20 protein-coding genes and 1 pseudogene are annotated in these 23,734 nt (G+C 66.1%); 7 read left to right on the top strand and 14 right to left on the bottom strand.

Features of this window, described 5'->3' with window-relative positions; genetic code table 11:
• The first annotated feature begins 122 nt into the window (after positions 1–122).
• The 5 genes from queA (at position 123) to secF (ending at position 6,032) form a co-directional block, all read left to right on the top strand.
• Complete coding sequence (queA, locus tag AC1Z3O_RS01815) at positions 123–1,205, top strand: tRNA preQ1(34) S-adenosylmethionine ribosyltransferase-isomerase QueA (RefSeq protein ID WP_483517495.1); 1,083 nt, start codon at positions 123–125, stop codon at positions 1,203–1,205.
• A gap of 54 nt (positions 1,206–1,259) precedes the next feature.
• Positions 1,260–2,390, top strand: coding sequence for a tRNA guanosine(34) transglycosylase Tgt (tgt, locus tag AC1Z3O_RS01810; RefSeq protein ID WP_483513038.1), 1,131 nt, complete (start codon positions 1,260–1,262; stop codon positions 2,388–2,390).
• A 191-nt stretch (positions 2,391–2,581) separates the two neighbouring features.
• Positions 2,582–2,908 carry a preprotein translocase subunit YajC gene (yajC, locus tag AC1Z3O_RS01805; RefSeq protein ID WP_483513037.1) on the top strand — a complete coding sequence of 109 codons (327 nt, stop codon included), beginning with the start codon at positions 2,582–2,584 and terminating at the stop codon, positions 2,906–2,908.
• Between the two features lie 215 nt (positions 2,909–3,123).
• Complete coding sequence (gene secD, locus AC1Z3O_RS01800) at positions 3,124–4,995, top strand: protein translocase subunit SecD (RefSeq protein WP_483513036.1); 1,872 nt, start codon at positions 3,124–3,126, stop codon at positions 4,993–4,995.
• 65 nt (positions 4,996–5,060) lie between these two features.
• Positions 5,061–6,032 carry a protein translocase subunit SecF gene (gene secF / locus AC1Z3O_RS01795; protein ID WP_483513034.1) on the top strand — a complete coding sequence of 324 codons (972 nt, stop codon included), beginning with the start codon at positions 5,061–5,063 and terminating at the stop codon, positions 6,030–6,032.
• 166 nt (positions 6,033–6,198) lie between these two features.
• Here the strand turns inward: secF and AC1Z3O_RS01790 are convergent.
• The 9 genes and pseudogenes from AC1Z3O_RS01790 to purB all read right to left on the bottom strand — a co-directional run bounded on the left by AC1Z3O_RS01790 (position 6,199) and on the right by purB (position 17,125).
• Positions 6,199–7,349, bottom strand: a protein-coding gene (locus AC1Z3O_RS01790) for an IS3 family transposase (RefSeq protein ID WP_483513033.1) whose coding sequence is annotated in 2 segments (ribosomal slippage) — positions 6,199–7,088 and positions 7,088–7,349 — 1,152 coding nt in all. Because the reading frame shifts where the segments join, the coding sequence is not laid out codon by codon here.
• Between the two features lie 820 nt (positions 7,350–8,169).
• The gene (locus AC1Z3O_RS01785; RefSeq protein WP_483513032.1) at positions 8,170–9,165 is read right to left on the bottom strand and encodes a response regulator; all 996 of its coding nucleotides are present in this window, start codon (positions 9,163–9,165) and stop codon (positions 8,170–8,172) included.
• On the bottom strand, positions 9,162–10,292 hold the full coding sequence (locus AC1Z3O_RS01780; protein WP_483513030.1) for an ATP-binding protein: 1,131 nt from the start codon (positions 10,290–10,292) through the stop codon (positions 9,162–9,164). Before AC1Z3O_RS01780 ends, AC1Z3O_RS01785 begins: the two co-directional genes overlap by 4 nt.
• A 7-nt stretch (positions 10,293–10,299) precedes the next feature.
• A complete protein-coding gene (locus tag AC1Z3O_RS01775; RefSeq protein WP_483513029.1) occupies positions 10,300–11,637 on the bottom strand; it encodes an ATP-binding protein in 1,338 nt (445 codons plus the stop codon).
• Positions 11,638–11,649: 12 nt separating this feature from the next.
• Complete coding sequence (locus tag AC1Z3O_RS01770) at positions 11,650–13,050, bottom strand: class I SAM-dependent methyltransferase (protein WP_483513028.1); 1,401 nt, start codon at positions 13,048–13,050, stop codon at positions 11,650–11,652.
• 377 nt (positions 13,051–13,427) lie between these two features.
• Complete coding sequence (locus tag AC1Z3O_RS01765) at positions 13,428–14,018, bottom strand: YceI family protein (RefSeq protein WP_483513027.1); 591 nt, start codon at positions 14,016–14,018, stop codon at positions 13,428–13,430.
• A 58-nt stretch (positions 14,019–14,076) separates the two neighbouring features.
• Positions 14,077–14,590, bottom strand: a pseudogene (locus AC1Z3O_RS01760) (YceI family protein).
• Between the two features lie 154 nt (positions 14,591–14,744).
• Positions 14,745–15,287 (bottom strand): cytochrome b, encoded by a 543-nt coding sequence (locus AC1Z3O_RS01755; protein WP_483513026.1) that lies wholly within the window; start codon positions 15,285–15,287, stop codon positions 14,745–14,747.
• Between the two features lie 461 nt (positions 15,288–15,748).
• Complete coding sequence (gene purB, locus AC1Z3O_RS01750; protein WP_483513025.1) at positions 15,749–17,125, bottom strand: adenylosuccinate lyase; 1,377 nt, start codon at positions 17,123–17,125, stop codon at positions 15,749–15,751.
• A gap of 370 nt (positions 17,126–17,495) precedes the next feature.
• Here purB and AC1Z3O_RS01745 point away from each other — a divergent pair, with 370 nt between their 5' ends.
• Positions 17,496–18,110 carry a glutathione S-transferase C-terminal domain-containing protein gene (locus AC1Z3O_RS01745; protein ID WP_483513024.1) on the top strand — a complete coding sequence of 205 codons (615 nt, stop codon included), beginning with the start codon at positions 17,496–17,498 and terminating at the stop codon, positions 18,108–18,110.
• A gap of 49 nt (positions 18,111–18,159) precedes the next feature.
• On the opposite strand, the gene mnmA is transcribed toward AC1Z3O_RS01745, so the two are convergent.
• The 5 genes from mnmA to AC1Z3O_RS01720 form a co-directional block, all read right to left on the bottom strand.
• A complete protein-coding gene (mnmA, locus tag AC1Z3O_RS01740; RefSeq protein WP_483513023.1) occupies positions 18,160–19,239 on the bottom strand; it encodes a tRNA 2-thiouridine(34) synthase MnmA in 1,080 nt (359 codons plus the stop codon).
• The gene (locus tag AC1Z3O_RS01735; RefSeq protein WP_483513022.1) at positions 19,236–19,727 is read right to left on the bottom strand and encodes an NUDIX hydrolase; all 492 of its coding nucleotides are present in this window, start codon (positions 19,725–19,727) and stop codon (positions 19,236–19,238) included. Before AC1Z3O_RS01735 ends, mnmA begins: the two co-directional genes overlap by 4 nt.
• Positions 19,728–19,774: 47 nt before the next feature.
• Positions 19,775–20,800, bottom strand: a complete 1,026-nt coding sequence (locus AC1Z3O_RS01730; protein WP_483513021.1) for a dihydrodipicolinate synthase family protein — start codon at positions 20,798–20,800, stop codon at positions 19,775–19,777.
• Positions 20,787–21,188, bottom strand: a complete 402-nt coding sequence (locus AC1Z3O_RS01725; RefSeq protein ID WP_483513020.1) for a hypothetical protein — start codon at positions 21,186–21,188, stop codon at positions 20,787–20,789. The genes AC1Z3O_RS01730 and AC1Z3O_RS01725 overlap by 14 nt, the downstream gene beginning before the upstream one ends.
• A 194-nt stretch (positions 21,189–21,382) precedes the next feature.
• Positions 21,383–22,210 (bottom strand): TorF family putative porin, encoded by an 828-nt coding sequence (locus AC1Z3O_RS01720; protein ID WP_483513019.1) that lies wholly within the window; start codon positions 22,208–22,210, stop codon positions 21,383–21,385.
• A gap of 338 nt (positions 22,211–22,548) precedes the next feature.
• On the opposite strand from AC1Z3O_RS01720, the gene AC1Z3O_RS01715 reads away from it, so the two are divergent.
• A complete protein-coding gene (locus AC1Z3O_RS01715) occupies positions 22,549–23,673 on the top strand; it encodes a Re/Si-specific NAD(P)(+) transhydrogenase subunit alpha (RefSeq protein WP_483513017.1) in 1,125 nt (374 codons plus the stop codon).
• Positions 23,674–23,734 lie beyond the last annotated feature (61 nt).

Here is a 23,734-nt window from a genome sequence, read left to right as displayed (position 1 = left end):
TGGGCGGTATCACCCGCGTCCGGGCGGCACCGGCCGCCCAAGCCTTACAATATCGGATTCGCCGATTGTACCCATGCCAGCCGCCGCCGCCGCGCGGCGGCTTCTGCATTGCCGCTTCCAATATGTTGACGCTGTCCGATTTCGACTTCCCGCTGCCACCCGAGCTCATCGCGCAGTCCGCCCTGCCCGAGCGCAGCGCAAGCCGCCTGCTGGTGGTGGAGCGGCTGGCGCCGGGTAACGGCCCCGAGGCCACCCGGCTGCTGGACCGCGCCTTTGCCGACATCGTCGACTACCTGCGCCCGTCCGACCTGCTGGTCTTCAACGACACCCGCGTGATCAAGGCGCGCTTCTTCGGCCACAAGGCCAGCGGCGGCAAGATCGAGGCGCTGGTCGAGCGCCTGCTCGACAGCCACACCGTGCTGGCCCAGGTGCGCGCCTCCAAGACGCCGGCCGAGGGCAGCACGCTGCGCCTGGCGGATGCCTTCGAGGTCACCGTGGGCCCGCGCGCCGGCGAGTTCTTCACGCTGCGCTTTCCCGAGCCGGCGCTGGACCTGATCGAGCGCTACGGCCGGCTGCCGCTGCCGCCCTACATCACGCACGATCCCGACGCCTACGACGAGACCCGCTACCAGACCGTCTACGCGCGCAACCCCGGCGCGGTGGCCGCGCCCACGGCTGGCCTGCATTTCGACGACGCGCTGTTCGCCAGGCTCGACGCCATGGGCGTGCGCCGCGCCTTCCTGACCCTGCACGTGGGCGCCGGCACCTTCCAGCCGGTGCGCACCGAGAACCTGGCCGAGCACAAGATGCACTCGGAGTGGTACGCGATCTCGCCCGAGCTGGCGCAGGCCGTGCGCGATACGCGCGCCGCGGGCGGCCGCGTGATCGCAGTCGGCACCACCTCGCTGCGTGCGCTGGAATCGGCCGCGCGCGAGGACGGCACGCTGGCCGCCGGCAGCGGCGACACCGACATCTTCATCACCCCGGGCTACCGCTTCCGCCTGGTCGACGCGCTGATCACCAACTTCCACCTGCCCAAGTCGACGCTGCTGATGCTGGTGTCGGCCCTGGCCGGCGTGCAGACCATCCGCGCCGCCTACCAGCATGCGGTCGGGCAGCGCTACCGCTTCTTCAGCTACGGCGACGCCATGCTGCTGACGCGCCAGGACCAGGCGGCCGCAGTGGCCGTACCGGCCGGCGCCTGAGCCGCCTGGCGCCCACCCATCTCAGAAACCGACCTGACACGCCCCGAACCCGCCATGCTCGAATTCGAACTCCTCACCACCGACGGCAACGCCCGCCGCGGCCGCGTCACGCTCAACCACGGCGTGGTCGAGACGCCCATCTTCATGCCGGTGGGCACCTATGGCTCGGTCAAGGCCATGTCGCCCCTCGAACTGAACGAGATCGGCGCGCAGATCATCCTGGGCAACACCTTCCACCTGTGGCTGCGCCCGGGCCTGGATGTGATCGGCGCCCACGACGGCCTGCACCGCTTCGTCGGCTGGGACAAGCCCATCCTGACCGATTCGGGCGGCTTCCAGGTGTTCTCGCTGGGCGAGCTGCGCAAGATCACCGAGGAAGGCGTGACCTTCGCCTCGCCGGTCAACGGCGACAAGCTGTTCCTGTCGCCCGAGATCTCGATGCAGATCCAGCACACGCTGAACTCCGACATCGTGATGCAGTTCGACGAGTGCACGCCCTATGAGATCGAGGGCCGCCCGGCCACCCACGAGGAAGCCGCCGCCTCGATGCGCATGAGCCTGCGCTGGGCCAAGCGCTCGCGCGACGAGTTCGAGCGCCTGGCCAACCCCAATGCGCTGTTCGGCATCGTCCAGGGCGGCATGTTCGAGGACCTGCGCGACGAATCCCTGGCCGGCCTGTCCGAACTGGACTTCCACGGTTTCGCCATCGGCGGCCTGTCGGTCGGCGAGCCCAAGGAAGACATGATGCGCGTCCTGCAGCACGTGGCGCCGCGCCTGCCCGCCAACAAGCCGCACTACCTGATGGGCGTCGGCACGCCCGAGGACCTGGTGGCCGGCGTGGCCGCCGGGGTGGACATGTTCGACTGCGTGATGCCCACCCGCAATGCGCGCAACGGCTGGCTGTTCACCCGCTTCGGCGACGTCAAGATCAAGAACGCGGCCCATCGCAACGACCCGCGCCCGCTTGACGAAAGTTGCGCCTGCTACACCTGCCGCAACTTTTCGCGCGCCTACCTGCACCACCTGCACCGGGTCGGCGAGATTCTGGGCGCCCGGCTAAACACCATCCATAATCTTTATTACTACCTGCAGTTGATGCGCGAGATGCGCGAGGCCATCGAGCAGCACCGCTTCGACGCTTTCCGCGTGCAGTTCGCGGCCGACCGCGCGCGCGGCACGCGCTGAACGGGGCGGCTGCGAACTTTCCTGCCTGGGCGGGTCGAATGCGAGGGCCCGCTCGCTGCCAGGACGCGGCACAGGCGGCGCAGGCGGCGCCCCGAACAAACCCCTAAGGCGCCCCGCAAGGCGCCAGAACGGTCATACACGGGTGGTAGAATGCCCGATTCATCAAATATATTTAGTGACGGAGAAGCAACGTGTTGATTTCCAACGCATTTGCCCAGACCGCTGGTGCCGGCGGCGCGGCGGGCGGCCTGATGAGTTTCCTGCCCATCATCCTGATGTTCGCGGTGCTGTGGTTCATCATGATCCGCCCGCAGATGAAGCGCCAGAAGGAAACCAAGTCCATGCTCGAAGCGCTGGCCAAGAACGACGAGGTCGTGACGGCTGGCGGCATCCTCGGCAAGGTCACCAAGGTGGGCGAGCAGTATGTGAGCGTCGAGGTGGCGGCAGGCACCGAGATCACGGTGCAGAAGAACGCCGTCACCACGATCCTGCCGAAGGGCACGCTGAAGGCGCTCTGATCGCCTCGGCGCCGGCGCGCCCACGCGCCATGCCGCTTCTCGCCACTTCCGGCATGCCCGGGCCCCACGGCCCGGGCGCATGCCCAAGCAGCCGCCTGATCCAGCCCGGGAACGCCCGCGCATGCCAGGCGGCTGTTTGCCAACCGGATCGGCCCCTGCCGCAACGCCTTTGATCCCGGCGCCGGCACCTCCGACCGCAGAATGACTGGCCAAAGATGAATCGTTATCCGCTTTGGAAATACCTCGTGATCCTGGTGGCCCTGGCCATCGGCATCATCTACACGCTGCCGAATTTCTTCGGCGAGGCGCCTGCCGTGCAGGTCTCGTCGGGCAAGGCCACGGTCAAGGTCGACCTCGCCATGCAGAAGCAGGTCGAGCAGATCCTGGCGCAGAACAACCTGCAGCCTGACGGCATCTTCTTCGACGTCTCCGGCCAGTCCGGCTCGGTCAAGGCGCGCTTCCGCACCACCGACGAGCAGCTCAAGGCCAAGGACATCCTGAACCGCTCGCTCAATCCCGATGCGAGCGACCCGACCTACGTCGTCGCGCTGAACCTGCTGTCCGGCTCGCCGCACTGGCTGACCACGCTGCACGCGCTGCCGATGTACCTCGGCCTGGACCTGCGCGGCGGCGTGCACTTCCTGCTGCAGGTCGACATGAAGGGCGCGGTCGACAAGAAGCTCGACAGCCTGGCCACCGACGCGCGCACCCTGCTGCGCGACAAGAACGTGCGCCATGGCGGCGTCGACCGCGACGGCGAGAAGCTGACCATCCACTTCAACAACGCCGACGATGCCGGCAAGGCGCGCGGCATCCTGGCGGACAATCTGCGCGAACTGGCCTTCAGCCTGGACGGCAACGACGTGGTCGGCCTGTTCACTGACGCGGCGCGCAAGGCCGTGCAGGACGCGGCGGTCAAGCAGAACATCACCACCCTTCACAACCGCGTCAACGAACTGGGCGTGGCCGAGCCGGTGATCCAGCAGCAAGGCGCCGACCGCATCGTGGTGCAGCTGCCCGGCGTGCAGGACACCGCCAAGGCCAAGGACATCATCGGCCGCACCGCAACGCTGGAAGCCCGCCTGGTCGACCCCAACGCGCCGCGCGTGCCGCGCCCGGGCGACCCCGTGCCCTATGGCAGCGAGCTGTTCACCCAGGGCAACGGCGCGCCGGCGATCCTGAAGAAGCAGGTGATCTTCACCGGCGACCGCATCGAAAGCGCCTCGGCCGGCTTCGACCAGAACCAGCGCCCCTCGGTCAACATCAAGCTCGACGCCCAGGGCGGCCGCGTGCTGCGCGACGTCTCGCGCGAGAACATCGGCAAGCCGATGGCCATCGTGCTGTTCGAGAAGGGCAAGGGCGAGCTGCTGACGGTGGCGACCATCCAGTCCGAACTGGGCTCAAGCTTCCAGATCACCGGCTCCTACTCGACCGAGGCCGCCAGCGACCTGGCACTGCTGCTGCGCGCCGGCTCGCTGGCCGCGCCGATGGACATCATCGAGGAACGCACCATCGGCCCGTCGCTGGGTGCCGACAACATCCGCAAGGGTTTTGACTCGGTGGCCTACGGCTTCGGCGCCATCGCCGTCTTCATGATGCTGTACTACATGCTGTTCGGCATGTTCTCGGTGGCGGCGCTGGCGACCAACCTGCTGCTGCTGATCGCCGTGCTGTCGATGCTGCAAGCCACGCTGACCCTGCCGGGCATCGCCGCTATCGCGCTGGTGCTGGGCATGGCCATCGACGCCAACGTGCTGATCAACGAGCGCATCCGCGAGGAACTGCGCGCCGGCGCCGCGCCGCAGACCGCCATTGCCACCGGCTTCGCGCGCGCCTGGGCCACCATCCTGGACTCCAACGTGACCACGCTGATTGCCGGCCTGGCGCTGCTCGCCTTCGGCTCCGGCCCGGTGCGCGGCTTCGCGGTGGTGCACTGCCTGGGCATCATGACTTCGATGTTCTCGGCGGTGTTCTTCAACCGCGGCCTGGTCAACCTCTGGTACGGCCGCAAGAAGCGCCTGCAGAGCGTGGCCATCGGCCAGATCTGGAAGCCGGACGCCGACCAGGGCAGCAGCACGACGAAGTAACCGGCAGGTCCCGCGCGGCGCGCGGGACCGCCCGCAGATAACAGCAGGACACAACAGGATCCGATATGGAATTCTTCCGCATCCGGCGCGACATTCCGTTCATGAAGCACGCGTTGATCTTCAACGTGATCTCCTTCTTGACGTTTGCCGCAGCCGTGTTCTTCCTCTGGCACAAGGGCCTGCACCTGTCGATCGAATTCACGGGCGGCACGGTGATGGAGGTCAACTACCAGCAGGCCGCCGACCTGGAGAAGATCCGTGGCCAGGTGGGCAAGCTGGGCTACGCCGACGTCCAGGTGCAGAACTTCGGCACCTCGCGCGACGTGATGATCCGCCTGCCGCTGCAGAAGGGCCCGGACGGCAAGCAGGTTACCTCCGCCCAGCAGAGCGAGCAGGTCATGGGCGCGCTGAGCGCCGCCTCGCCTGACGTCAAGCTGCAGCGCGTCGAGTTCGTCGGGCCGCAGGTGGGCAAGGAACTGGCCACCGACGGCCTGCTGGCGCTGCTGTGCGTGGTGATCGGCATCATCATCTACCTGTCCTTCCGCTTCGAGTGGAAGTTCGCGGTGGCCGGCGTGATCGCCAACCTGCACGACGTGGTGATCATCCTGGGCTTCTTCGCCTTCTTCCAGTGGGAATTCTCGCTGTCGGTGCTGGCGGCCATCCTGGCGGTGCTGGGCTACTCGGTCAACGAGTCGGTCGTGATCTTCGACCGGATCCGCGAGAACTTCCGCAAGTATCGCAAGATGACCACCCACGAGATCATCGACAACGCGATCACCAGCACGATGTCGCGGACCATCATCACCCACGGCTCGACCGAAATGATGGTGCTGTCGATGTTCTTCTTCGGCGGCCCGACCCTGCACTACTTCGCGCTCGCGCTGACGGTGGGTATTCTGTTCGGCATCTACTCTTCGGTGTTCGTTGCTGCGGCGCTGGCTATGTGGCTGGGCGTTAAGCGTGAGGATCTGGTCAAGAGTGAGAAGAAGGCTGACGGCACTGATCGTGGCGATCCTAATTTTGGGGCGCAGGCTTGATGGGTTGTTGTGCTGTTTGAAAGCAAGAAGGCGCCTGCGGGCGCCTTTTTCTTTGGGTGCTTAGGGCTTCGGTACTAGGCAGCGGCTTTGGTCTGCGAGGCAACAGCCTGTTTCGACTCCCCTGCGGGGAGCCGACTGTGGTGGTCAAGTAATCTTGGACACTTTTTCAGGCAGCCCTTCGTTTGAAAGCCTCGTACTCGGCCGGCGGCATGTTCATCGCCGCCGAGTGCAATCGCTGCTGGTTGTAGAAGAACAGCACGTAGTCCGTGATGTCCGCCTGGGCCTGAGCATGGTCGCGGTAGGCCCGGTCCCGTATGCGTTCGCCCTTCAGTGAGCAGAAAAACCGCTCCACCACTGCGTTATCCCAGCAGTTGCCGGCTCGGCTCATGCTGGGGGTAATGCCCTCGTCGTGCAGCATCGCTTGGAAGGCGAGACTGGAGTACTGACTGCCCTGATCCGAGTGGAACATGAGCCCTTTGTCGGGGCGTCGGCTCTCCAGCGCCAGCCTCAGCGCCCGACTCACCAGGCGCGTGTCAGCCGAAGACGAAAAGGCCCAGCCCACCACGCGCCGTGAGTACAGGTCAATCACAACGGCAAGGTAGAGCCAGCCTTGCTGGGTCCAGATAAATGTCACATCCCCAGCCCAGACCCGATTGGGCCGAGCCACCTCGAACTGGCGATTGAGCCGGTTTGGCGCGATGGCCGACGATGTGCCGCCCTTGCTGTAGTAATGCCGGCGCCGAGCGCGTACGACGACCTCGGCTTCCTTCATCAGCCCGCGCGCCCGGTGCCGGCCGATGTCGTGGCCGCGTCGCCGCAGCTCCTGCGCCATCCGACGACTACCGTAGCTTTGCCCGCTGGCTTGATGGATCACCCTGACCTCGTGCACCAGCGCCTGACGCTGGGCACGCGGTCGATCCCTTCGGGCCTTCCACGCGTAGTAGCTGCTACGCGGCATTCCCAGCAGCGTGCACATCACTGCGACCGGCCACGCCTTCTCCATCAGCCAAATCACTTCGTATGGCGATCGAGTTCCTTGACGAAGAAGGCCGTGGACTTTTTTAGGATGTCACGCTCCCGCTCCAACTGCGCCACCTGCTGCTCCAACTCCCGGATGCGGCGCTGCTCCGGGGTCAGATCACTCGTGACCGGGCTCTGCGCCGGTTTGGCTTTGGCTTGCCGCTGGCCCAGCCAGCGCCGCAGTGCCGTCTCGCCAATGCCCAGCGCCTGCGCGGCCTTACTGACGCTGTAGCCTTGCTCCAAGACCAGATTGACCGCATCTGACTTGAACTCGTCCGAGAAATCTTTACGTCCCATTTACACCTCACTGGTTGACCGAAAGTCTACCTTTTGAGGTGTCCAAGATCATTGGACCACTACAGACCTACTTTCTTGTCTTGCCAAGAAAGTAGGCAAAGAAGGCGCGCCGGATGCGGCTTAACACCCCCTCGCGGGCTGGCGAAAAGAGCGGCCGGGCCCCAACTCGGATCGCCTTAAGGCGATCCTCAGACAGGGGGCCCTCTTTTCCGCTCTTTTCGCCAGCCCGCGAGGCGCCGCATACGGCAGGGTAAGGACGCCACGCCTCGCTTCGCATCGGGTGACAGGTGTTCGGCCAGCTCGCTGGCCGAACACAAGATCATCGCGAACCAAGTCGTCACGCAATCAACCATGCCGCTGGCACACCGACGGTTTGGCCTTTCCCTCCCGTGTGCGGCGCCTCGCGAATTCGGCACGGCCGCCGATGAAGCCCGTCCGCTGTTTGAGCGGCCGCAGGCCGCGAGTTCGGACGGGCGCGGCGGCCGTGCCGAATTCGCGAGGGGGTTTCGCCGCACCCGGGTCGCCTTTCTTTGCTTACTTTCTTTGGTGAGACAAAGAAAGTGAGTCGGCTCCCCGCAGGGGAGTCGAAACAGGCTGTTGCCTCGCAGACCAATACCGCTAGAGCAGATCGGCTCCCGCAGGGGGACTCGAAACAGGCTGTTGGCCCGAACAACCAAGACCGCTGCCTGCAATCAACATGTTGCCCCGCAGACCACCCAGAAGGCCCAAGTAACAGAAGACCATCTCAACAACAGCCACGCACCGCCCAAAGAAAAAGGCGCCCGCAGGCGCCCTTCCCTTCCAACAAACCCGTTCCGGCTCAGAACTGCTCAATCCAAACCGCCAACCGATTTGCCGCAAAGCTATCCACACGCGCCCCACCCCGACACAGGATGGCCTCCCCCTCGCGAGCAAACTGCAACGCCCCACCAGCCTCCTCCAGCCAGAGCAGACAGGCAAGCCAATCCACATGGCTCGCAGAAACGGCCTCGCCAACAGGCAGGCTGAGGAATTCGGAGAGCAACTGGGGAGCCGCCCACCTCAGGACATCTCCCTCACGCCGCACCACGCCATCCCCAAGCACCTCAGCCAGCACGGCAACGGCATCCGCCGCGCCGCGGCCGGCCAGTTGCGCGCGCAGTGCGGCCAGCCGTGCCGTCAGTGCGTGGCCGAAGTCGCCGCTGCGGCGGCTTTCCGCGCTGATCAGGTCAGAGTAGTCCATCAGCAGCCAGTCCGGCTCGACATTGCTCGCCCCGCCCAGCACCGCGCCAGCCAAGTAGGTTTCCACGGGCTGGAAGCGGCCCGGACCGACCAGGCTCGCGCACAGGGCGTGGATCATGCCGACGCGCGAGGCCGTGGTCTGCTTCTGCAGCACGACCAGCTTCTCGCGCAAGAGCTGGTCGCGCTCCTTGCGCAGCCCGGCCAGTTCCAGCGCCTGGCGCATCTCCATGCGCAGCGCGGTGATGTCCCACGGCTTGCGTATATAGCGATGGATCTGCCCCTGGTTCACCGCCTCGACGGTGTGCTCCAGTTCGGAATAAGCGGTGGTCAGGATACGGACGATATGCGGATAGCGTTCGCGTGCGTAGCGCAGCAGTTCATTGCCGAACTCGCCGGGCATGCGCTGATCCGAGACCAGCACGGCCAGGCTGTCGGCATGCGCGTCCAGCATCGCCTTGCCTTCTTCCACCGATCCGCCGGTGACCACCGGCGCCAGTGCCCCAATGGCGCGCTGGAAGTACTTGACCGCCGTAGCCTCGTCATCGACGAACAGAATCGCCGGTGGAGGTGTCTGCGTGGCAATCGGATCGTTCATCGATCACTCCTATGCATTCGACTTTTGGTATTGGGAAATTCAAGCGTCACGATCGTGCCGGCGCCCGACTGCGAGTCGATCTGGATCCCGCCGCCGAAGGATTGCATGACGCGGTTGCAGAAAATCATGCCCAGGCCGCTGCCGCCGGCCTCCGCGTGAGTCGTCACGGGATCGACCAGCAGCCGCGCCATGACCTCGGGCGGAATGCCCGGGCCGTTGTCGCAGATGCGAATCCTTGGGCTCGGACCAGCTTCCACCACGAAGCGCAGCGACGGCGACGGCACGCCGGCGAGCGCACGCAAGGCGTTGCTCATCACCGAGGACAGCACTAGCGAGACACAGTTCGGCAGCGTATAGACCGGGAAGTCGCCGAACGCTTCGACCTGCACCCAGCTGCGCTGCGCCTCGGCGAAGGGATAGGTGTCGAGCAGCGCCGCGATCAGGGCGCTTGCGCTGACGTCCACGCCCGACTTGGCCGGCGCGCCACCGGCCGTGTTGCGCACCGACTGCAGGAAGGACGAGATCACGGCCAGGCAGTACTGTGCGTTGCTGTACATCACGGCAGCGGCCTGCCCGATCTCGCCCTGGCGCTGCGCGCTGTACTCGGCCTCGCTGCGGTTCTGCACACCCTGGGCGAAATTGGCGATGGCCGCCAGCGGCGTGTTCAGCTCGTGCGCGAGGAAGGCCAGCGTTTCGTCGATGGCAGTCAGCCGCTGGTGCCGCACCTCGCGCTCGCGGTGGCGTTCGACCGCGGCACGCAGCACCTCGCGAGCCTGCGCGAGACCCAGCGGCTTCTCAAGGATGCGGAAGACTTCGCCGGTGTTGACGGTATCGAGCAGCGTGTCCTTGTCCGCATAGGCCGTCACCAGGATGCGCACCACGGTAGGAAACTCCTGCGCCACCTGGCGCAGCAGGTCCCCGCCATTGCGTCCGGGCATGCGGAAATCGGTGACTAGGATGGCAATGCGCGCGCCGTGGCTACGCAGCAGCTCCATCGCCTCCTCGGCCCCGGAGGCCAGCAGTACCTCGTATTCGGCGCCGACAGCGCGAGCGAAATACTTGAGGGCCATATCCTCGTCGTCGACGTAGAGGATGGTGGCCTTCGCCTGGCCCGTGTCGCTGCTCATCGCATCCTCACTCGGCTCTCGGCAGGTCGAAGGTGAAGGCCGTCCATTCGCCCAGTTCGCTCTCGGCGTACAGCGTGCCTCCATGGCGCTCGACCACGGCATAGCTGATGGACAGGCCCAGCCCCAGGCCTTGGCCGACGGCGCGGGTGGTGAAGAACGGCTCGAACACGCGGGCGAGGTTCTCGGCGGGGATGCCCGGCCCATTGTCGCGCACCCGGATATGCAGGCGGCCGCCTTCCCAGTGCGCTTGCGTGTGAATCGCCGGCTTCGGGGTCTGCGCCTTGCGCATCGCCAGTGCGGCGTTGGAGAACAGATTGATCAGTACGCCGATGACGGCCGCCTCGTCGCCCAGGACCAGCGTGTCGTCTGGCAGGTTGCGCGACAACGTGACGCCGCGCAGTTCGTGCGCGGTGAGCCGGCAAGAGGAGTCCAGCGCCTTCTCGAGCAGGAACGGCACGCCTTCGGCCTCGGCTCCCGGCTTGCGGTAGGCGAAAGTCTTGAGGTCGGACACGATATGCTGGATGCGCTGCATGCCCTGCTTGGCATCGACCAGGCATTCCTCCAGCGAGGCGTTCGCCTTGCTCTCGGGCTCCTCCATGGCCACCTCGATGGCCATCAGGCAGAAGTTGACCGGATTGTTGACCTCGTGCAGCAGGCCGGCCGCCAGCGTACCGATGGCTGCCATCTTCTCCTGCTGCAGCATCTGTCCCTTGATCTCGGCCAGGTTGCGGTTGATCTCCGCCAGCTCCAGGTTCTTGTTGGCCAGCTCTTCCTTCAGGCGGAACAGATGAAAATGCCCGCGCTCGTTCATGAAGGTGTAGACGGCGCTGGCCGTGATCGAGAACGCGATGAAGATCGAATTGACGAAGAAGTGCCCGCGGTCGGTCAGCCCGAGCGGATGCACCAGGCACGCCAGCACGTAGAACAGGTAGGTGACCGCGCCGAAGCCGATGGTCTGCCAAAGGCCCATCGGCAATGCGATGCCGACGGCGAAGATGACCAGGTTCAGCCCGGCGTAGTAGATCGACGAGGCCCCCTCGGTGACGCCGATCATCCAGGCGATCATCAACTGCGGCAGGATCAGCCACGCCAGCGTGAGCGGTTGCACGTAGCGCCGGCCGAACGGCATCGACAACACGGCGTAGATCGCGCCGATCAGCAATGAGACGAACAGGCGTGCGAGGAAGAAGCGCAACTGCTCGTGCGGGTAGATCCCGTAGTCGAGCAGTACGCCCGCCATGACGAGCACCACCGCGGTCAGGGCGCCTGCCTTGCTGCTCGCCAGGCGGAACTCGCGCAGTTCAGCCTCATAGTTGGTGTACCGGCCCACAACCCGTTTGAGCATGATCGTCCTGAACTAGGCAGCGATGTCGGATACCGTGGCCTGCACGAACACATTGACGCCGGTGGAATCGCAGTACAGCTTCGGGTCATGGCAGTTCGGCGGCAGCAGCGACTCCATCGTGGCCTCGTCGCGATAGATCAGGTACCACTCGAGCATGTGTTCCATGCTGAATTTTTCGGGATTGTTCGCGTGCACATTGGTGGCGAGGACCGAACCGCCCGGATAGGTACGCGAAGCGAAGTAGCTGATCAGGCGCGAACACACCTTGTCGGAAAGATAGTCGAACAGGCCCGCGCAATAGACCGCGTCGAACTCCTGCAGGCCCGGATCCGGCGCGATGCGCCGCTTGAGCAGGTCATGCACCGACTGGTGCACGTATTCGACCTCCATGCGCGCACCGGCACGCGCCGCGGCGGCCTCGATATGGCCGCGCGTGTAGCCCAGTGTCTCTTCGCTGAAATCCACCAGCTGGAAGGAAAGCAGCTCCGGATCGGGATAGGTCTCGATGAAGCGCTGGATCTCGACGGCCGGCCCGCAGCCCACGTTGAGCAGGCGCAAGGGCCGCCCGGCGGCGCGCGCCTTCTCCGCCAGGCCGACCAGGTACTCGACCAGCAGGTCGATCCGGTTGCGGTGCGCCGCGGCCACGGCCGACTGGAGGAAGGTCGCGTTGACGATCTGGAAGTAGGTGCTCGGCCCCTGCCGCGGGTCGGACAGCAGTTGATTCACCATCTCGTAGTCTCCCGCGTAACCGAGCGGCTTGGTATAGGTGCGGAAGACGAAGGGCGCGCGCAGCAGCAGCGGATGCAGGGCTGACTGGGTGAAGGTGCGGTGCATCGGCGCCAGCTCGGCCTCGACTTGCAGCGCCTCGCCCTCGAGCAGCGCCGAGTAGTGGCGGATCTTGTCGCCGATCGGCTGCGCCAGTTCCAGGAAGACATCCATGCGCAGCGTGTCGCCTTCCTTCGGCAGCACGGTGGTCATGTCGACCTGCTCGACCCAGCGCGAGACATCCGACAGGAAGGCGCGCATCTCGTTGACCACGATCTGGTAGTCGCGGCGGATGCGGAAGCGCTCGGTCCAATCCTGCACAAAGGCGCGCGACTCGTTGCCCACCGAGGCGGGCTCGCCCGTCATCTCGGACAGTTCGCGCCACTCCTCGATCAGGGTGACCGACACGACGGCGGTCAGGCCGGTGTTGACCAGGCTGATCACCACGGCCTTGCCGAAATAGGCGTTCTTGGTCCCCATCTTGACGGACAGGTCGGACAGCACCTCGCTGACCTGCACGATCGAATAGGGATTATAGATTTCCATCACCAGAGACTTTCTCTGGAGATTGATGATCGTGCCTCGCACCTGCTCGCCCTGCGAGTTGCGGAAGCTGACCACCGGATCGATTTGCGTTTGGGAGTACACAGTATTGCGCCAGGGAAATCCGAAAAACGCTGTGGGCCGGCCGCTTCAGGCCAGGCCGACCCGGTACAGCACGTGGGCAAGGCATACACGCGGTGCGCAGACCGGTATCAGGTGCTTCGAGTGGAAATCATGACGCTCTGCTGTTGCCGGCCACAGGTTCGGCGCGGGCCAGCATTGCCGCCACGCCGCATCCCCGCTGCCCCGGTAGGAGTATGGGAGTATGGAGCCGACCATTGTACTGTGGCCGTGGGTGGCGTACAACCGACCCGCATAGGGGGCATCGTGGAGCATCGCGGTGCCCCTGGCACCAATGAAACAGGCCGGCAACGCCGGCCTGTTTCATTGGTGGCCGGGATCTCCCGGCCGTCGGCGCAGCCTCAGTCGGCGCGCACGCCCTCGACCTGGATCGCCAGCTTCACTTCGGGCTTAAAGCCCATCTTGACGCCGTAGTCGATGCCGAAGTCGGCACGGCTGAAGGTGCCGACCGCATCAGCGCCGCAGGCCTCGCGCTTGAGCATCGGGTGCTGGATGCACTTGAAGTCGTGCACTTCCAGCTTCACCGGCTTGGACACGCCATGCAGCGTCAGCACGCCATCGATCTCGGTCGGCACGTCGCCGTTGAACTTGACGAACTTGCCCTTGTAGGAGGCCTCCGGATAGGCCTGCACGTCGAACATGTCGGGGCTCTTGGCGTGCTCGTTCAGCTTGGTGTTGCCGAAGTTGATCGAGGCCGGGTCGATCTTGACGTCGACCGTACCGGTCTTGGCGGCACGATCCAGCGTGACGACGCCGCTCGACTTGTCGAACTTGCCGCGCCACTTCGACAGGCCGCCCAGGTGGTCGGCCTCGAAGCTCGGGTAGGTGTGCGTCGGGTCGAGGTTGTAGGTCACGCTGTTGGCCGAGGCCACGCCCATGGCGGTGGTGGCGGACAGGGCCGCGACGGCGGCGAGGATGGTGCGCAGTTTCATTGGATCTCCCTGCAAGAGGTGAAGAGGTGGTTAGGGGAACGATGAGAGGGAGCGGGGATCAGCCCTGCTTCCTGGCGGGGGTAACGATATGGAACTTGATCTGGACTTCGTCGGCGACCACGGAGGTGTCCTTCCATTCGCCGTCGCCGATATTGAAGGCCGTGCGCTTGATCGGCAGCACGCCGTCGAAGACCTGGGCGCCGCCCTCCTGGCGATAGGTGGCCGGCACCACGATGTCGACGGTCTTGCCCTTGATGGTCAGCTTGCCCGCCACCTCGTACTTGCCGCCGGCGGCGCCCTTGATGGTGGTGGACTGGAACGTCGCCTTGGGGTACTTGGCGGCATCGAACCAGTCGCGGCCCTTCAGTTCCTTGGTGGTTTCCGCATCGCCGATCTCGAAGCTGGCGACATCGATCTCCATCTTGGCCGAGGAGTTCGCGAGCTTGGCCGGATCGAAGTCCACGGTCGCATCGAATTTCTTGAACTTGCCTTCCATCGGCACGCCGATCTGGCGAGCGACTGCTGTGACCGAGACTCTTGGCGGCATCGATCTGGGCCCAGGCCGGTTGCATCGCCGCGCCGGCCGCGGCGAAGGCCGCGACGCCGGCCAGCATCAGCGCGCTCGGGCGAAAATTGCGATTCATCGAATGACTCCTGTCAAAGTCGTGGCGCAGCGCGCCATGTTGCGGTGGCAATGGAAACTCTTGGCGAGGAAACGGCCGACGCTCACTTCAGAAATGGCAGCATGCGTCCCAGCGTGCCATCGCGGTCGATCACCTGGTGCTTGATGGCGGCCGCGGCATGCACCACGACGACGGCGGCCATCAGGTAGTTCAGCCAGACGTGGGCGAGCTTCAGCACGGCCTTCAGTTCGTCGTTCGGCTGGATCAGCGCGGGCATGTGCCACAGGCCCAGGTAGACCACCGGCACCCCGGAAGCCGAGCTGTAGAAGTAGCCCGTCAGCGGCACCGCCAGGATCAGCACGTAGAGCAGATGGTGCGCGAGCGCCGCGGCCTTGGCCTGCCAGGCCGGCGTGCCGGCCGCCGCCGAGGGCGCGCCGTTGGCGGCGCGCCACAGCACGCGGATCACCGCCAAGGCGAAGATGGTCACGCCCAGCCACTTGTGCCAGGAAAACAGCTTGAGCTTGGTCGGCGTCAGGCCGGGAATGTCCGTCATGTACAGACCGAGGCCGAAGGCCGCGAAGATCAGCAAGGCCACCAGCCAGTGCAAGCCAATCGCGGTGGGACCATATGCTGCATCGGAACGCATGTACTCTCCCTGCCCAGGCGGGCGTGTCACTATCTTTGAGAAAAACCGACGGAAGCTGTTCCGTCCGGCGTCTTGAATTCTCGCATTATTGTGCGCCGGAGTGGATCGTAAGCGGTCAGAACTTAACCCAGTTATTCAAAAAAATTGAATCGATGGGCGACCGCCGGGCCGACGCCCTTGCCACTCACTTGCCGCTGAGCGGAAGCCTATCGCACGCGGCATGAAAAAAGCCACCCTGGCGGGTGGCTTGCGGGCGCCTTTTTCTTTTGGGCGGTGCGTGGCTGTTGTTGAGATGGTCTTCTGTTGCTTGGGGTCTTCTGGGTAGCAGCGGCATTGGTCTGCGAGACAGGCTGTTGGCTTGAACAACCCCGTACGCTGGCGAGAGCAAGCAGGTCACCGTCCGCAAAAAGAAAAAGCCACCCTGGCGGGTGGCTTTTCGATGCGCGGGCGGCAGGCCGCGTTCAGACGCGCTCGGCCAGCGCCACCGCCTTGCCGATGTAGCTGGCGGGAGTCATCTCGAGCAGCAGCTTCTTGGCATCGTCCGGAATCGCCAGGCCGCCGATGAAGGTCTGCAGCGCCTCGCGCGAGATGCCCTTGCCGCGCGTCAGTTCCTTGAGCTGCTCATACGGGTTGGGCACACCGAAGCGGCGCATCACGGTCTGCACGGGCTCGGCCAGCACTTCCCAGCAGTTGTCCAGGTCTTCGTTCAGGCGCTCCGGGTTGGTTTCCAGCTTGCCCAGGCCGCGCAGGCAGGCCTCGTAGGCCAGCAGGCTGTAGCCGAAGGCCACACCGATATTGCGCAGCACGGTGGAATCGGTCAGGTCGCGCTGCCAGCGCGACACCGGCAGCTTCTCGGAGAGGTGGCGCAGCACCGCGTTGGCCAGGCCCAGGTTGCCTTCGGAGTTCTCGAAGTCGATCGGGTTGACCTTGTGCGGCATGGTCGACGAGCCGATCTCGCCGGCCTTGGTCTTCTGCTTGAAGTAGCCCACCGAGATGTAGCCCCAGACGTCGCGGTCCAGGTCGAGCAGGATGGTGTTGGCGCGGGCGATGGCGTCGAACAGCTCGGCCATGTAGTCGTGCGGCTCGATCTGGATGGTGTAGGGGTTGAAGGTCAGGCCCAGGCGGGTCTCGATGACCTGGCGCGAGAAGGCCTCCCAGTCGAAGGTGGGATAGGCCGACAGGTGCGCGTTGTAGTTGCCCACGGCGCCGTTCATCTTGCCCAGCAGTTCCACGCGCTCGATGCGCTCGATGGCGCGCGCCAGGCGCGCGGCCACGTTGGCCATCTCCTTGCCCAGCGTGGTCGGGCTGGCCGGCTGGCCGTGCGTGCGCGACAGCATCGGCTGCGCGGCATTGGCGCGGGCCAGCTCGACCAGGCGCGCGTGCACGCGCTTGAGCGCGGGCACCACCACCGCTTCGCGCGCGCCCTTGAGCATCATGCCGTGCGAGGTGTTGTTGATGTCTTCCGAGGTGCAGGCAAAGTGGATGAACTCGCTGGCCGCCTCGAGCTCGGCGTTGCCCTTGACCTGTTCCTTCAGCCAGTACTCGACCGCCTTGACGTCATGGTTGGTGACGGCTTCGATTTCCTTGATGCGTGCGGCATCGGCCTCGGAGAACTTGTCGACCAGGGCCAGCAGCGCCGCCTCGGAGGCCGGCGAGAACTTCGGCATGTCGGGCAGGCCGGCCTGGGCCAGCGCGATCAGCCAGTGCACCTCCACCTTGACGCGGTTGCGCATGAAGGCGGCCTCGGACAGCCACTCGCGCAGCGCGTCGGCCTTGGCGGCATAGCGGCCATCGATGGGGGACAGGGCGGTGAGTGGCGAAAGCGAGGTGGTGGACATGCTGGAAACCGCAAAGGGGGAGTTGGGAGGGGGAGCCGCCGGTCCGGGCCGCAGGCGGCGTGGGACGGATCCGGCACGGATCGGGCGCGCCCGGCCGCCAGCGGCCAGGCGCAAGGCGCGATTTTACCATTGGCCCCGCCCCGCTGTGCAGCCGCCCAGGCCGCCCCCGGCGCGCGCCTGTGCTGACTCCGCAACGCAGCGTGCGTGGGCGCACGCATGGGCCCACACATGGGCGCGCCGCGCAGGCCGCGCAGGTATACTCGCGCTCGCCGATCCAGTAGCCTGTTACGAAGTGCATCGGGCGCGGATGTACCCGCGCATACCGTGCCTTGAGCGCCGATGCACTTCATAACAAGCTCAAGGGGAGCATATGAAGCTGATTGCATCGCAGACGAGTCCCTACGCGCGCAAAGTGCGCGTGGTCATGGCGGAAAAGAAGATCGACTACCAGCTCGTGGAGGAGAACGTCTGGTCACCCGACACCGCCATCGGCCAATTCAACCCGCTGGGCAAGGTACCCTGTCTGGTGATGGAAGACGGCAGCGCGATCTTCGACTCGCGCGTGATCGTCGAGTACGTGGACACGCTGACACCCGTCAGCCGCCTGATCCCGCAAGGCGGGCGTGAGCGCCTGGAAGTGCGCTGCTGGGAAGCGCTCGCCGACGGCCTGCTCGACGCCGCGCAGCTGGCGCGCCTGGAGCACATCCAGCGCGAACCCGGCGAGCGCAGCGAGCGCTGGGTCCAACGCCAGCTCGGCAAGATCGACGCGGCGCTGGTGGCGATGGCCAACGGCCTCGCCGACCGTCCCTGGTGCTCGGGCAACCACTATTCACTGGCCGATGTGGCGGTGGGCTGCGCGCTGTCCTACCTGGACTTCCGCTTCCCCGAAATCCCCTGGCGCCAGCGCCACACCAATCTGGCCGCCTACCAGGACAAGCTGGCCAAGCGCCAGTCCTTCATCGATACCGAACCGCCGCGCGGCTGAACGCGACCGCCCGGCCGCGGCATGCGCCGCCGCCGGGCCCCGTTCCCGCCTACTGGATGATGCCGCCGCCCAGGCACACGTCGCCGTCGTAGAGCACGGCGGACTGGCCCGGCGTCACCGCCCACTGCGCCTCATCGAAGGCAAGCCGCAGCGTGCCTTCTCCCGATGCCGTCACCACGCAGGCCGCATCGCTCTGGCGGTAGCGCGTCTTGGCCGCCAGCCGCTTGCCGGCCGCCGGCGCTTCGCCCGCCACCCACGACAGGTCCGCCGCCGCCAGTTCCGGCGTCTGCAGCCAGGGGTGCTCGTGCCCTTGCACTACGTACAGCGTGTTGGCCGCCATATCCTTGCGCGCCACGTACCAGGCATCGCCGTTGCCGTCGCGGCTGCCGCCCAGGCCGATGCCCTTGCGCTGGCCCAGCGTGTAGAAGGCCAGTCCGATGTGCTTGCCCACCACCTTGCCGTCGGCCGTCTTCATCGGCCCCGGCTTGGTCGGCAGATAGCGGTTGAGGAAATCGCGGAAGGGGCGCTCGCCGATGAAGCAGATGCCGGTCGAGTCCTTCTTCTTCGCATTGGGCAGGCCGATCTCGGCCGCGATCTCGCGCACGCGCGTCTTCGGCATCTCGCCCAGCGGGAACAGCGTGTGCGAGAGCTGCGCCTGGTTCAGGCGGTGCAGGAAGTAGCTCTGGTCCTTGGTATGGTCGAGCGCCTTGAGCAGCTCGAAGCGCCCGCCGGCGGCCTCGCGCACGCGTGCGTAGTGGCCGGTGGCGATGAGCTCGGCGCCCAGCGACATGGCATGGTCGAGGAAAGCCTTGAACTTGATCTCGGCATTGCACAGCACGTCGGGATTCGGCGTGCGCCCGGCCGAATACTCGCGCAGGAATTCGGCGAAGACGCGGTCCTTGTACTCGGCGGCGAAGTTGACGGCCTCGACGTCGACGCCGATCAGGTCGGCCACCGACACCACGTCGAGCCAGTCCTGGCGCGTCGAGCAGTACTCGCCGTCATCGTCGTCCTCCCAGTTCTTCATGAACAGGCCGATCACTTCATAGCCCTGCTGCTTGAGCAGCCAGGCCGTGACGGAGGAGTCGACGCCGCCGGACATGCCGACGACCACGCGCTTGCCGCTCATGCCTGCCCTGCCTTGCCCAGCACGGAGCTGTGCGTGTACAGCGCGTCGAGCGCGAAGCGCTTGCCGGCGAGGTAATCGTCGATGCAGGCCTGCACCAGCGGCGTGCGGTGGCGCTCCGGGCAGCCACGCAGCTCCTCCGCGCTCATCCACACCGTGCGCACGATGCCGGTGTCGAGCTTGCGGCCGCTGTCGAGCGCGCCGAGGTCGCCGGTGAAGGCGAAGCGCACATAGGTGACGTCCTTGCCGGTTCGGGAAGATTTCGCGCGGCCCATGTAGCAGCCCAGCAGCGCGCGCGGCTCGAAGACGTGCGCGGTTTCCTCCAGCGTTTCACGGATGACGGCGTGGACCAGGCTCTCGCCCTCTTCGAGATGGCCGGCAGGCTGGTTCAGGCGCAGGCCGTCCGGGGTTTCCTCTTCCACCAGCAGGAAACGGCCGCCGCGCTCGATGACGGCGGCAACGGTGACGCTGGCCTTCCAATCGTTTGACATGATGCTCAATATTTAGGCAATCCGGCATTTTACCGGTTGCCGGCGCATCATGCAGCGACAGGGCGGCAAGGAGCAGGCCAAGCTGCCGGCCCGCGCTCACGCCGGCAATGCCGCGATGGCACCCTCCAGTGCGGCCCACAGCGCACGGCTGGGCGGCTGCAGCGGGCGCCGGACCTCCGCGCCAGCCAGCCCGCACAGCGCCAGTGCGGCCTTGACCGGGGCAGGATTGGGCTCGGAGAAGAGCAAGGTGACCAGGGGCGCCTCGCAAACAAGTCGCGCGCGGCGTCGTGCCGGCCGCTGCGCACGAGCCCCAGCAGGCGCACGAACAGCTCCGGGCGCACATGGGCGGAGGCCGGCACCATGCCCGCGCCGCCGCCCAGCAGGTGCGACAGCATGGCGGCATCCTCGCCGCAGTACACATCCAGCGGCTGCGGCCCGCCGCTGCACATCTCCTGCGTCTCGCACTGCTTGATGGCGACGATGCGCGGATGCGCCGCCAGCCGCGCCGCCAACTGTGGCGAGATGCGGCAGCCCGTGCGCTTGGGCACGTTGTAGAGCATCAGCGGGCGCGGGGTGGCAGCGGCCACCTGCTCGAAATGCCAGGCCATGCCCTCGTCGCCCACGCGCAGGTAGTAAGGCGGCGGCACCAGGTAGCCCGCCAGCGCGAAGCCGTCGAGCTGGCGCACCTGCGCGCGCACCGTGGCAGTATCGACCGCGCCGACGCCCGCCATCACCGGCACGGCGCCATCGACCGCCTCGAGCACCGCTGCCGCCAGTGCGAGGCGCTCCTGCGGGCGCAGCAAGCCCCCTTCGCCAGTGGTGCCGAGGATGATGAGCCCGTCGACGCCGGCCTGCGCATAGTGCAGGGCCAGGCGTTGCGCGCACTCGAGGTCGGGCTCGCCGGCGCGCAGCGGCGTCACCATCGGCAGCCACAGGCCGTGCGCGAGCGGCTGCCGGCCTGCCGCGACCGCCTGGGCCGCGCGCGCGGGTTCGCGCTCATCGGGACCTTCCCGCCAGCTACTACCGCTGCGCATATCGCTGGCTGCCTCGCCGACTGCCTCAGTGGGCCACATGATCGGCCTCCAGCGGCGTGGTCAGCCCGAACTCCGCCGCGGGCAGCGCGACCATGATCGCGTGCATCGCCGCATCCCGCCCGCCACGCGCCACTTCCACGTGCAGCGTGGCCTGGCCATGGCGATGGTCGACCTCGACCACATAGACTCGCGCCAGCGCGCCGATCGCCCGGTGCAGCGATTGGCGCAGCGTATGCACCTGGGCCGAGGCCACCGCCAGGCGTAAGCGGATCCAGCTGCCCGGCTGCGCGTCCGTATCCGCGTCCGCATTCTCGGCCACCGGCGCGGGCGGCACGAGCGCGAGCCCCGTGGGGCGATTGATGGCATGGCGCGTCGGGCGGCGTCGGGGCACGGCGGCAAAGGTGGCTGCAAGACTTGGCTGTCGCATGGGAAGAAGTCCCGTTGGCGGGCGTCTGTTGAAGATGGTTCCATGCTAGGGATGGCGGCCTCAAATTGATGCAGGTTTGGCCGGCGCACGCATCAAAATGCCATCAAGACATGCCGTCGCGATGGGACGGTCAAATGGTCAGAAAGTCAGAAGGTCAGAAGGTCAGAAGGTCAGAAGGTCAGAAGGTCAGAAGGTCAGAAGGTCTTGGAAAGCGAGGCCCAGGCCGTGGAGCGGCCGAGATAGCGCCCGCCCGTGTTCGTGTACACCGACTTGTTCGCATTGGTGTCGATGTACGCCAGCGCCAGCGCGAAGCCCTTGCCCAGATCCTTGGTCAGCCCGATCTTCCAATCCGTGTACGACGCGTCCGTCACGTGCTGCACCTTCTGGTAGCCAACGTGCGCGTTGAACGTCAGGTCCCAGAAATTCAGCGGCACGTTCGCCGACAGATCGATATAGAAGCTGTACTTGCTGCCGCTGAAGCCGAACAGGTTCGTCAGCGCCTGCGAGTACTTCAGTGACACGGGACCGCTGCCGATCCCCGCATACAGTTCCGTCGTGTATGGCCGCGTGAATCCCGTCGGATAGTCCCCCGGGTAGTAGTACTGCAGCACCCCCAGGTCATAGCTCCAGTCCAGCCCCGCCAGCGCGAACATGTTCTTGAAGCCGCCGTAGAAATCCATCTCGATCGGCGCCGACACCTGCGCGTTGCTGTCCGAGAGCCAGCTGATGTTCGAGTTCCAGTTGCCCAGGTAGAAGCCGCTTTCGTGCGCGTAGTCGAAGCCCCCCTGGATCGCAGGGTGGCCGTTGGTCTGCATCAGGCCACGGTAGCGGTATTCGCTGGCCAGCGTCAGGTTCGCCGTGAACGTGTGCGGCGACGCCGGGGCCGGGGCTGCGACAGGGGCGGTCGCGGCTGGCGCGGCCCCGGCCTCGCTGCTCTGCGCGATGGCACCCGAGACGTGCAGGCTGGCAACCAGCGCGCCGGCCAGGGAGGCGCGGCGGGCCGGAAGAAGGGAAGAAAACATGGTCTGCTAGCTCCGAATAGTCCCGGCGGATCGATGCAAATCGGGCCGGAAGCGCCGCGCTGCGCACGGAAGATGGCAGCCAAGTGACGCAGGCGCAACGATACGGAGCGACGCCTCAAATTGGCGTCAAGATCGGCTGTCAGGGTCGAGAGTTTCCATAAAGGCTGATTGTGACGTCATTACTACTTCAGCAATCACCGACCGATCCGTCACCATTGCACGTCAGATTCCTGTAAGCTGCGTCAAAATTGTGCGCTGCGGCCTGGTGCCAGCAGGCACGACGGGCCAGGCAATCCGCCCGCCAACAGAATGGAAGCCAGCAAAAGGAGAAATTGACGATGCACATCGGCATCCCGCAGGAGACGCGGGCAGGTGAGACGCGCGTCGCCGCTACGCCGGAGACGGTCAAGAAGTATCTGGCGCAGGGCCACAAGGTCACGGTGCAGGCGGACGCCGGCGTACGTGCCAGCCAGCCCGACGGCGCCTACGAGGCGGTCGGCGCCACCATCGGCACCGCCGCCGAGGCGTTCGGCGCCGAGCTTGTGCTCAAGGTGCGCGCGCCGGACGACGCCGAGCGCGCGCTGATGAAGCCCGGCGCGGTGCTGGTCGGCATGCTCAATCCCTTCGACGCGGACAACAATGCGCGCATGGCGGGCGCCCGGCTGACGGCCTTCGCGCTGGAGGCCGCGCCGCGCACCACGCGGGCGCAGAGCATGGACGTGCTGTCCTCGCAGGCCAATATCGCCGGCTACAAGGCCGTGCTGGAGGCGGCCCACCACTACCAGCGCTTCATGCCCATGCTGATGACTGCCGCCGGCACCGTGAAGGCCGCGCGCGTGCTGATCCTCGGCGCCGGCGTGGCGGGCCTGCAGGCCATCGCCACGGCCAAGCGGCTGGGCGCGGTGATCGAGGCCTCCGACGTGCGCCCCGCGGTCAAGGAACAGATCGAATCGCTGGGCGCCAAGTTCCTGGATGTGCCTTTCCTGACCGACGAGGAACGCGAGATCGCGCAGGGCGTGGGCGGCTATGCCCGGCCGATGCCGCCGGACTGGATGAAGCGGCAGGCCGAGCTCGTGCACCAGCGCGCCATCCAGGCCGACATCGTCATCACCACGGCGCTGATCCCGGGCCGCAAGGCGCCGGTGCTGCTGCCCGAAGCCACGGTGCAGCAGATGAAGCCGGGCTCGGTGGTGGTGGACCTGGCGGCCGCGCAGGGCGGCAACTGCCCGTTGACGGTGGCCGACGAGGTCGTGCAGCGCCACGGCGTCACCCTGGTGGGCCACACCAACCTGGCCAGCATGGTGGCGGCGGACGCCTCGGCACTCTACGCGCGCAACGTGCTTGACTTCCTCAAGCTGATCGTTGACAAGGACGGCAAGCTCACCATCAACCTGGAAGACGACATCGTCGCCGCCTGCCTGATGAGCAAGGATGGCGAGGTCGTGCGGCAGGCGGCATCCTGAACTTATTATTTTCAACGGGCCTGAGGGGCCCAACCCGGTCCACTGAATGATGGATTCAGTG

This window comes from Cupriavidus sp. 09_S30 (assembly GCF_056930435.1).
This window is presented reverse-complemented; position numbering and strand designations above follow the sequence as displayed.

What these genes read in the sequence shown, in the direction of transcription:
- queA (WP_483517495.1), top strand. Translation starts at nt 123, where the DNA reads ATGTTGACGCTGTCCGATTTCGACTTCCCGCTGCCACCCGAGCTCATC.
- tgt (WP_483513038.1), top strand. Translation starts at nt 1,260, where the DNA reads ATGCTCGAATTCGAACTCCTCACCACCGACGGCAACGCCCGCCGCGGC.
- secD (WP_483513036.1), top strand. Translation starts at nt 3,124, where the DNA reads ATGAATCGTTATCCGCTTTGGAAATACCTCGTGATCCTGGTGGCCCTG.
- secF (WP_483513034.1), top strand. Translation starts at nt 5,061, where the DNA reads ATGGAATTCTTCCGCATCCGGCGCGACATTCCGTTCATGAAGCACGCG.
- AC1Z3O_RS01785 (WP_483513032.1), bottom strand. Translation starts at nt 9,165, where the DNA reads ATGAACGATCCGATTGCCACGCAGACACCTCCACCGGCGATTCTGTTC.
- AC1Z3O_RS01780 (WP_483513030.1), bottom strand. Translation starts at nt 10,292, where the DNA reads ATGAGCAGCGACACGGGCCAGGCGAAGGCCACCATCCTCTACGTCGAC.
- AC1Z3O_RS01775 (WP_483513029.1), bottom strand. Translation starts at nt 11,637, where the DNA reads ATGCTCAAACGGGTTGTGGGCCGGTACACCAACTATGAGGCTGAACTG.
- AC1Z3O_RS01765 (WP_483513027.1), bottom strand. Translation starts at nt 14,018, where the DNA reads ATGAAACTGCGCACCATCCTCGCCGCCGTCGCGGCCCTGTCCGCCACC.
- AC1Z3O_RS01755 (WP_483513026.1), bottom strand. Translation starts at nt 15,287, where the DNA reads ATGCGTTCCGATGCAGCATATGGTCCCACCGCGATTGGCTTGCACTGG.
- purB (WP_483513025.1), bottom strand. Translation starts at nt 17,125, where the DNA reads ATGTCCACCACCTCGCTTTCGCCACTCACCGCCCTGTCCCCCATCGAT.
- AC1Z3O_RS01745 (WP_483513024.1), top strand. Translation starts at nt 17,496, where the DNA reads ATGAAGCTGATTGCATCGCAGACGAGTCCCTACGCGCGCAAAGTGCGC.
- mnmA (WP_483513023.1), bottom strand. Translation starts at nt 19,239, where the DNA reads ATGAGCGGCAAGCGCGTGGTCGTCGGCATGTCCGGCGGCGTCGACTCC.
- AC1Z3O_RS01735 (WP_483513022.1), bottom strand. Translation starts at nt 19,727, where the DNA reads ATGTCAAACGATTGGAAGGCCAGCGTCACCGTTGCCGCCGTCATCGAG.
- AC1Z3O_RS01730 (WP_483513021.1), bottom strand. Translation starts at nt 20,800, where the DNA reads ATGTGGCCCACTGAGGCAGTCGGCGAGGCAGCCAGCGATATGCGCAGC.
- AC1Z3O_RS01725 (WP_483513020.1), bottom strand. Translation starts at nt 21,188, where the DNA reads ATGCGACAGCCAAGTCTTGCAGCCACCTTTGCCGCCGTGCCCCGACGC.
- AC1Z3O_RS01720 (WP_483513019.1), bottom strand. Translation starts at nt 22,210, where the DNA reads ATGTTTTCTTCCCTTCTTCCGGCCCGCCGCGCCTCCCTGGCCGGCGCG.
- AC1Z3O_RS01715 (WP_483513017.1), top strand. Translation starts at nt 22,549, where the DNA reads ATGCACATCGGCATCCCGCAGGAGACGCGGGCAGGTGAGACGCGCGTC.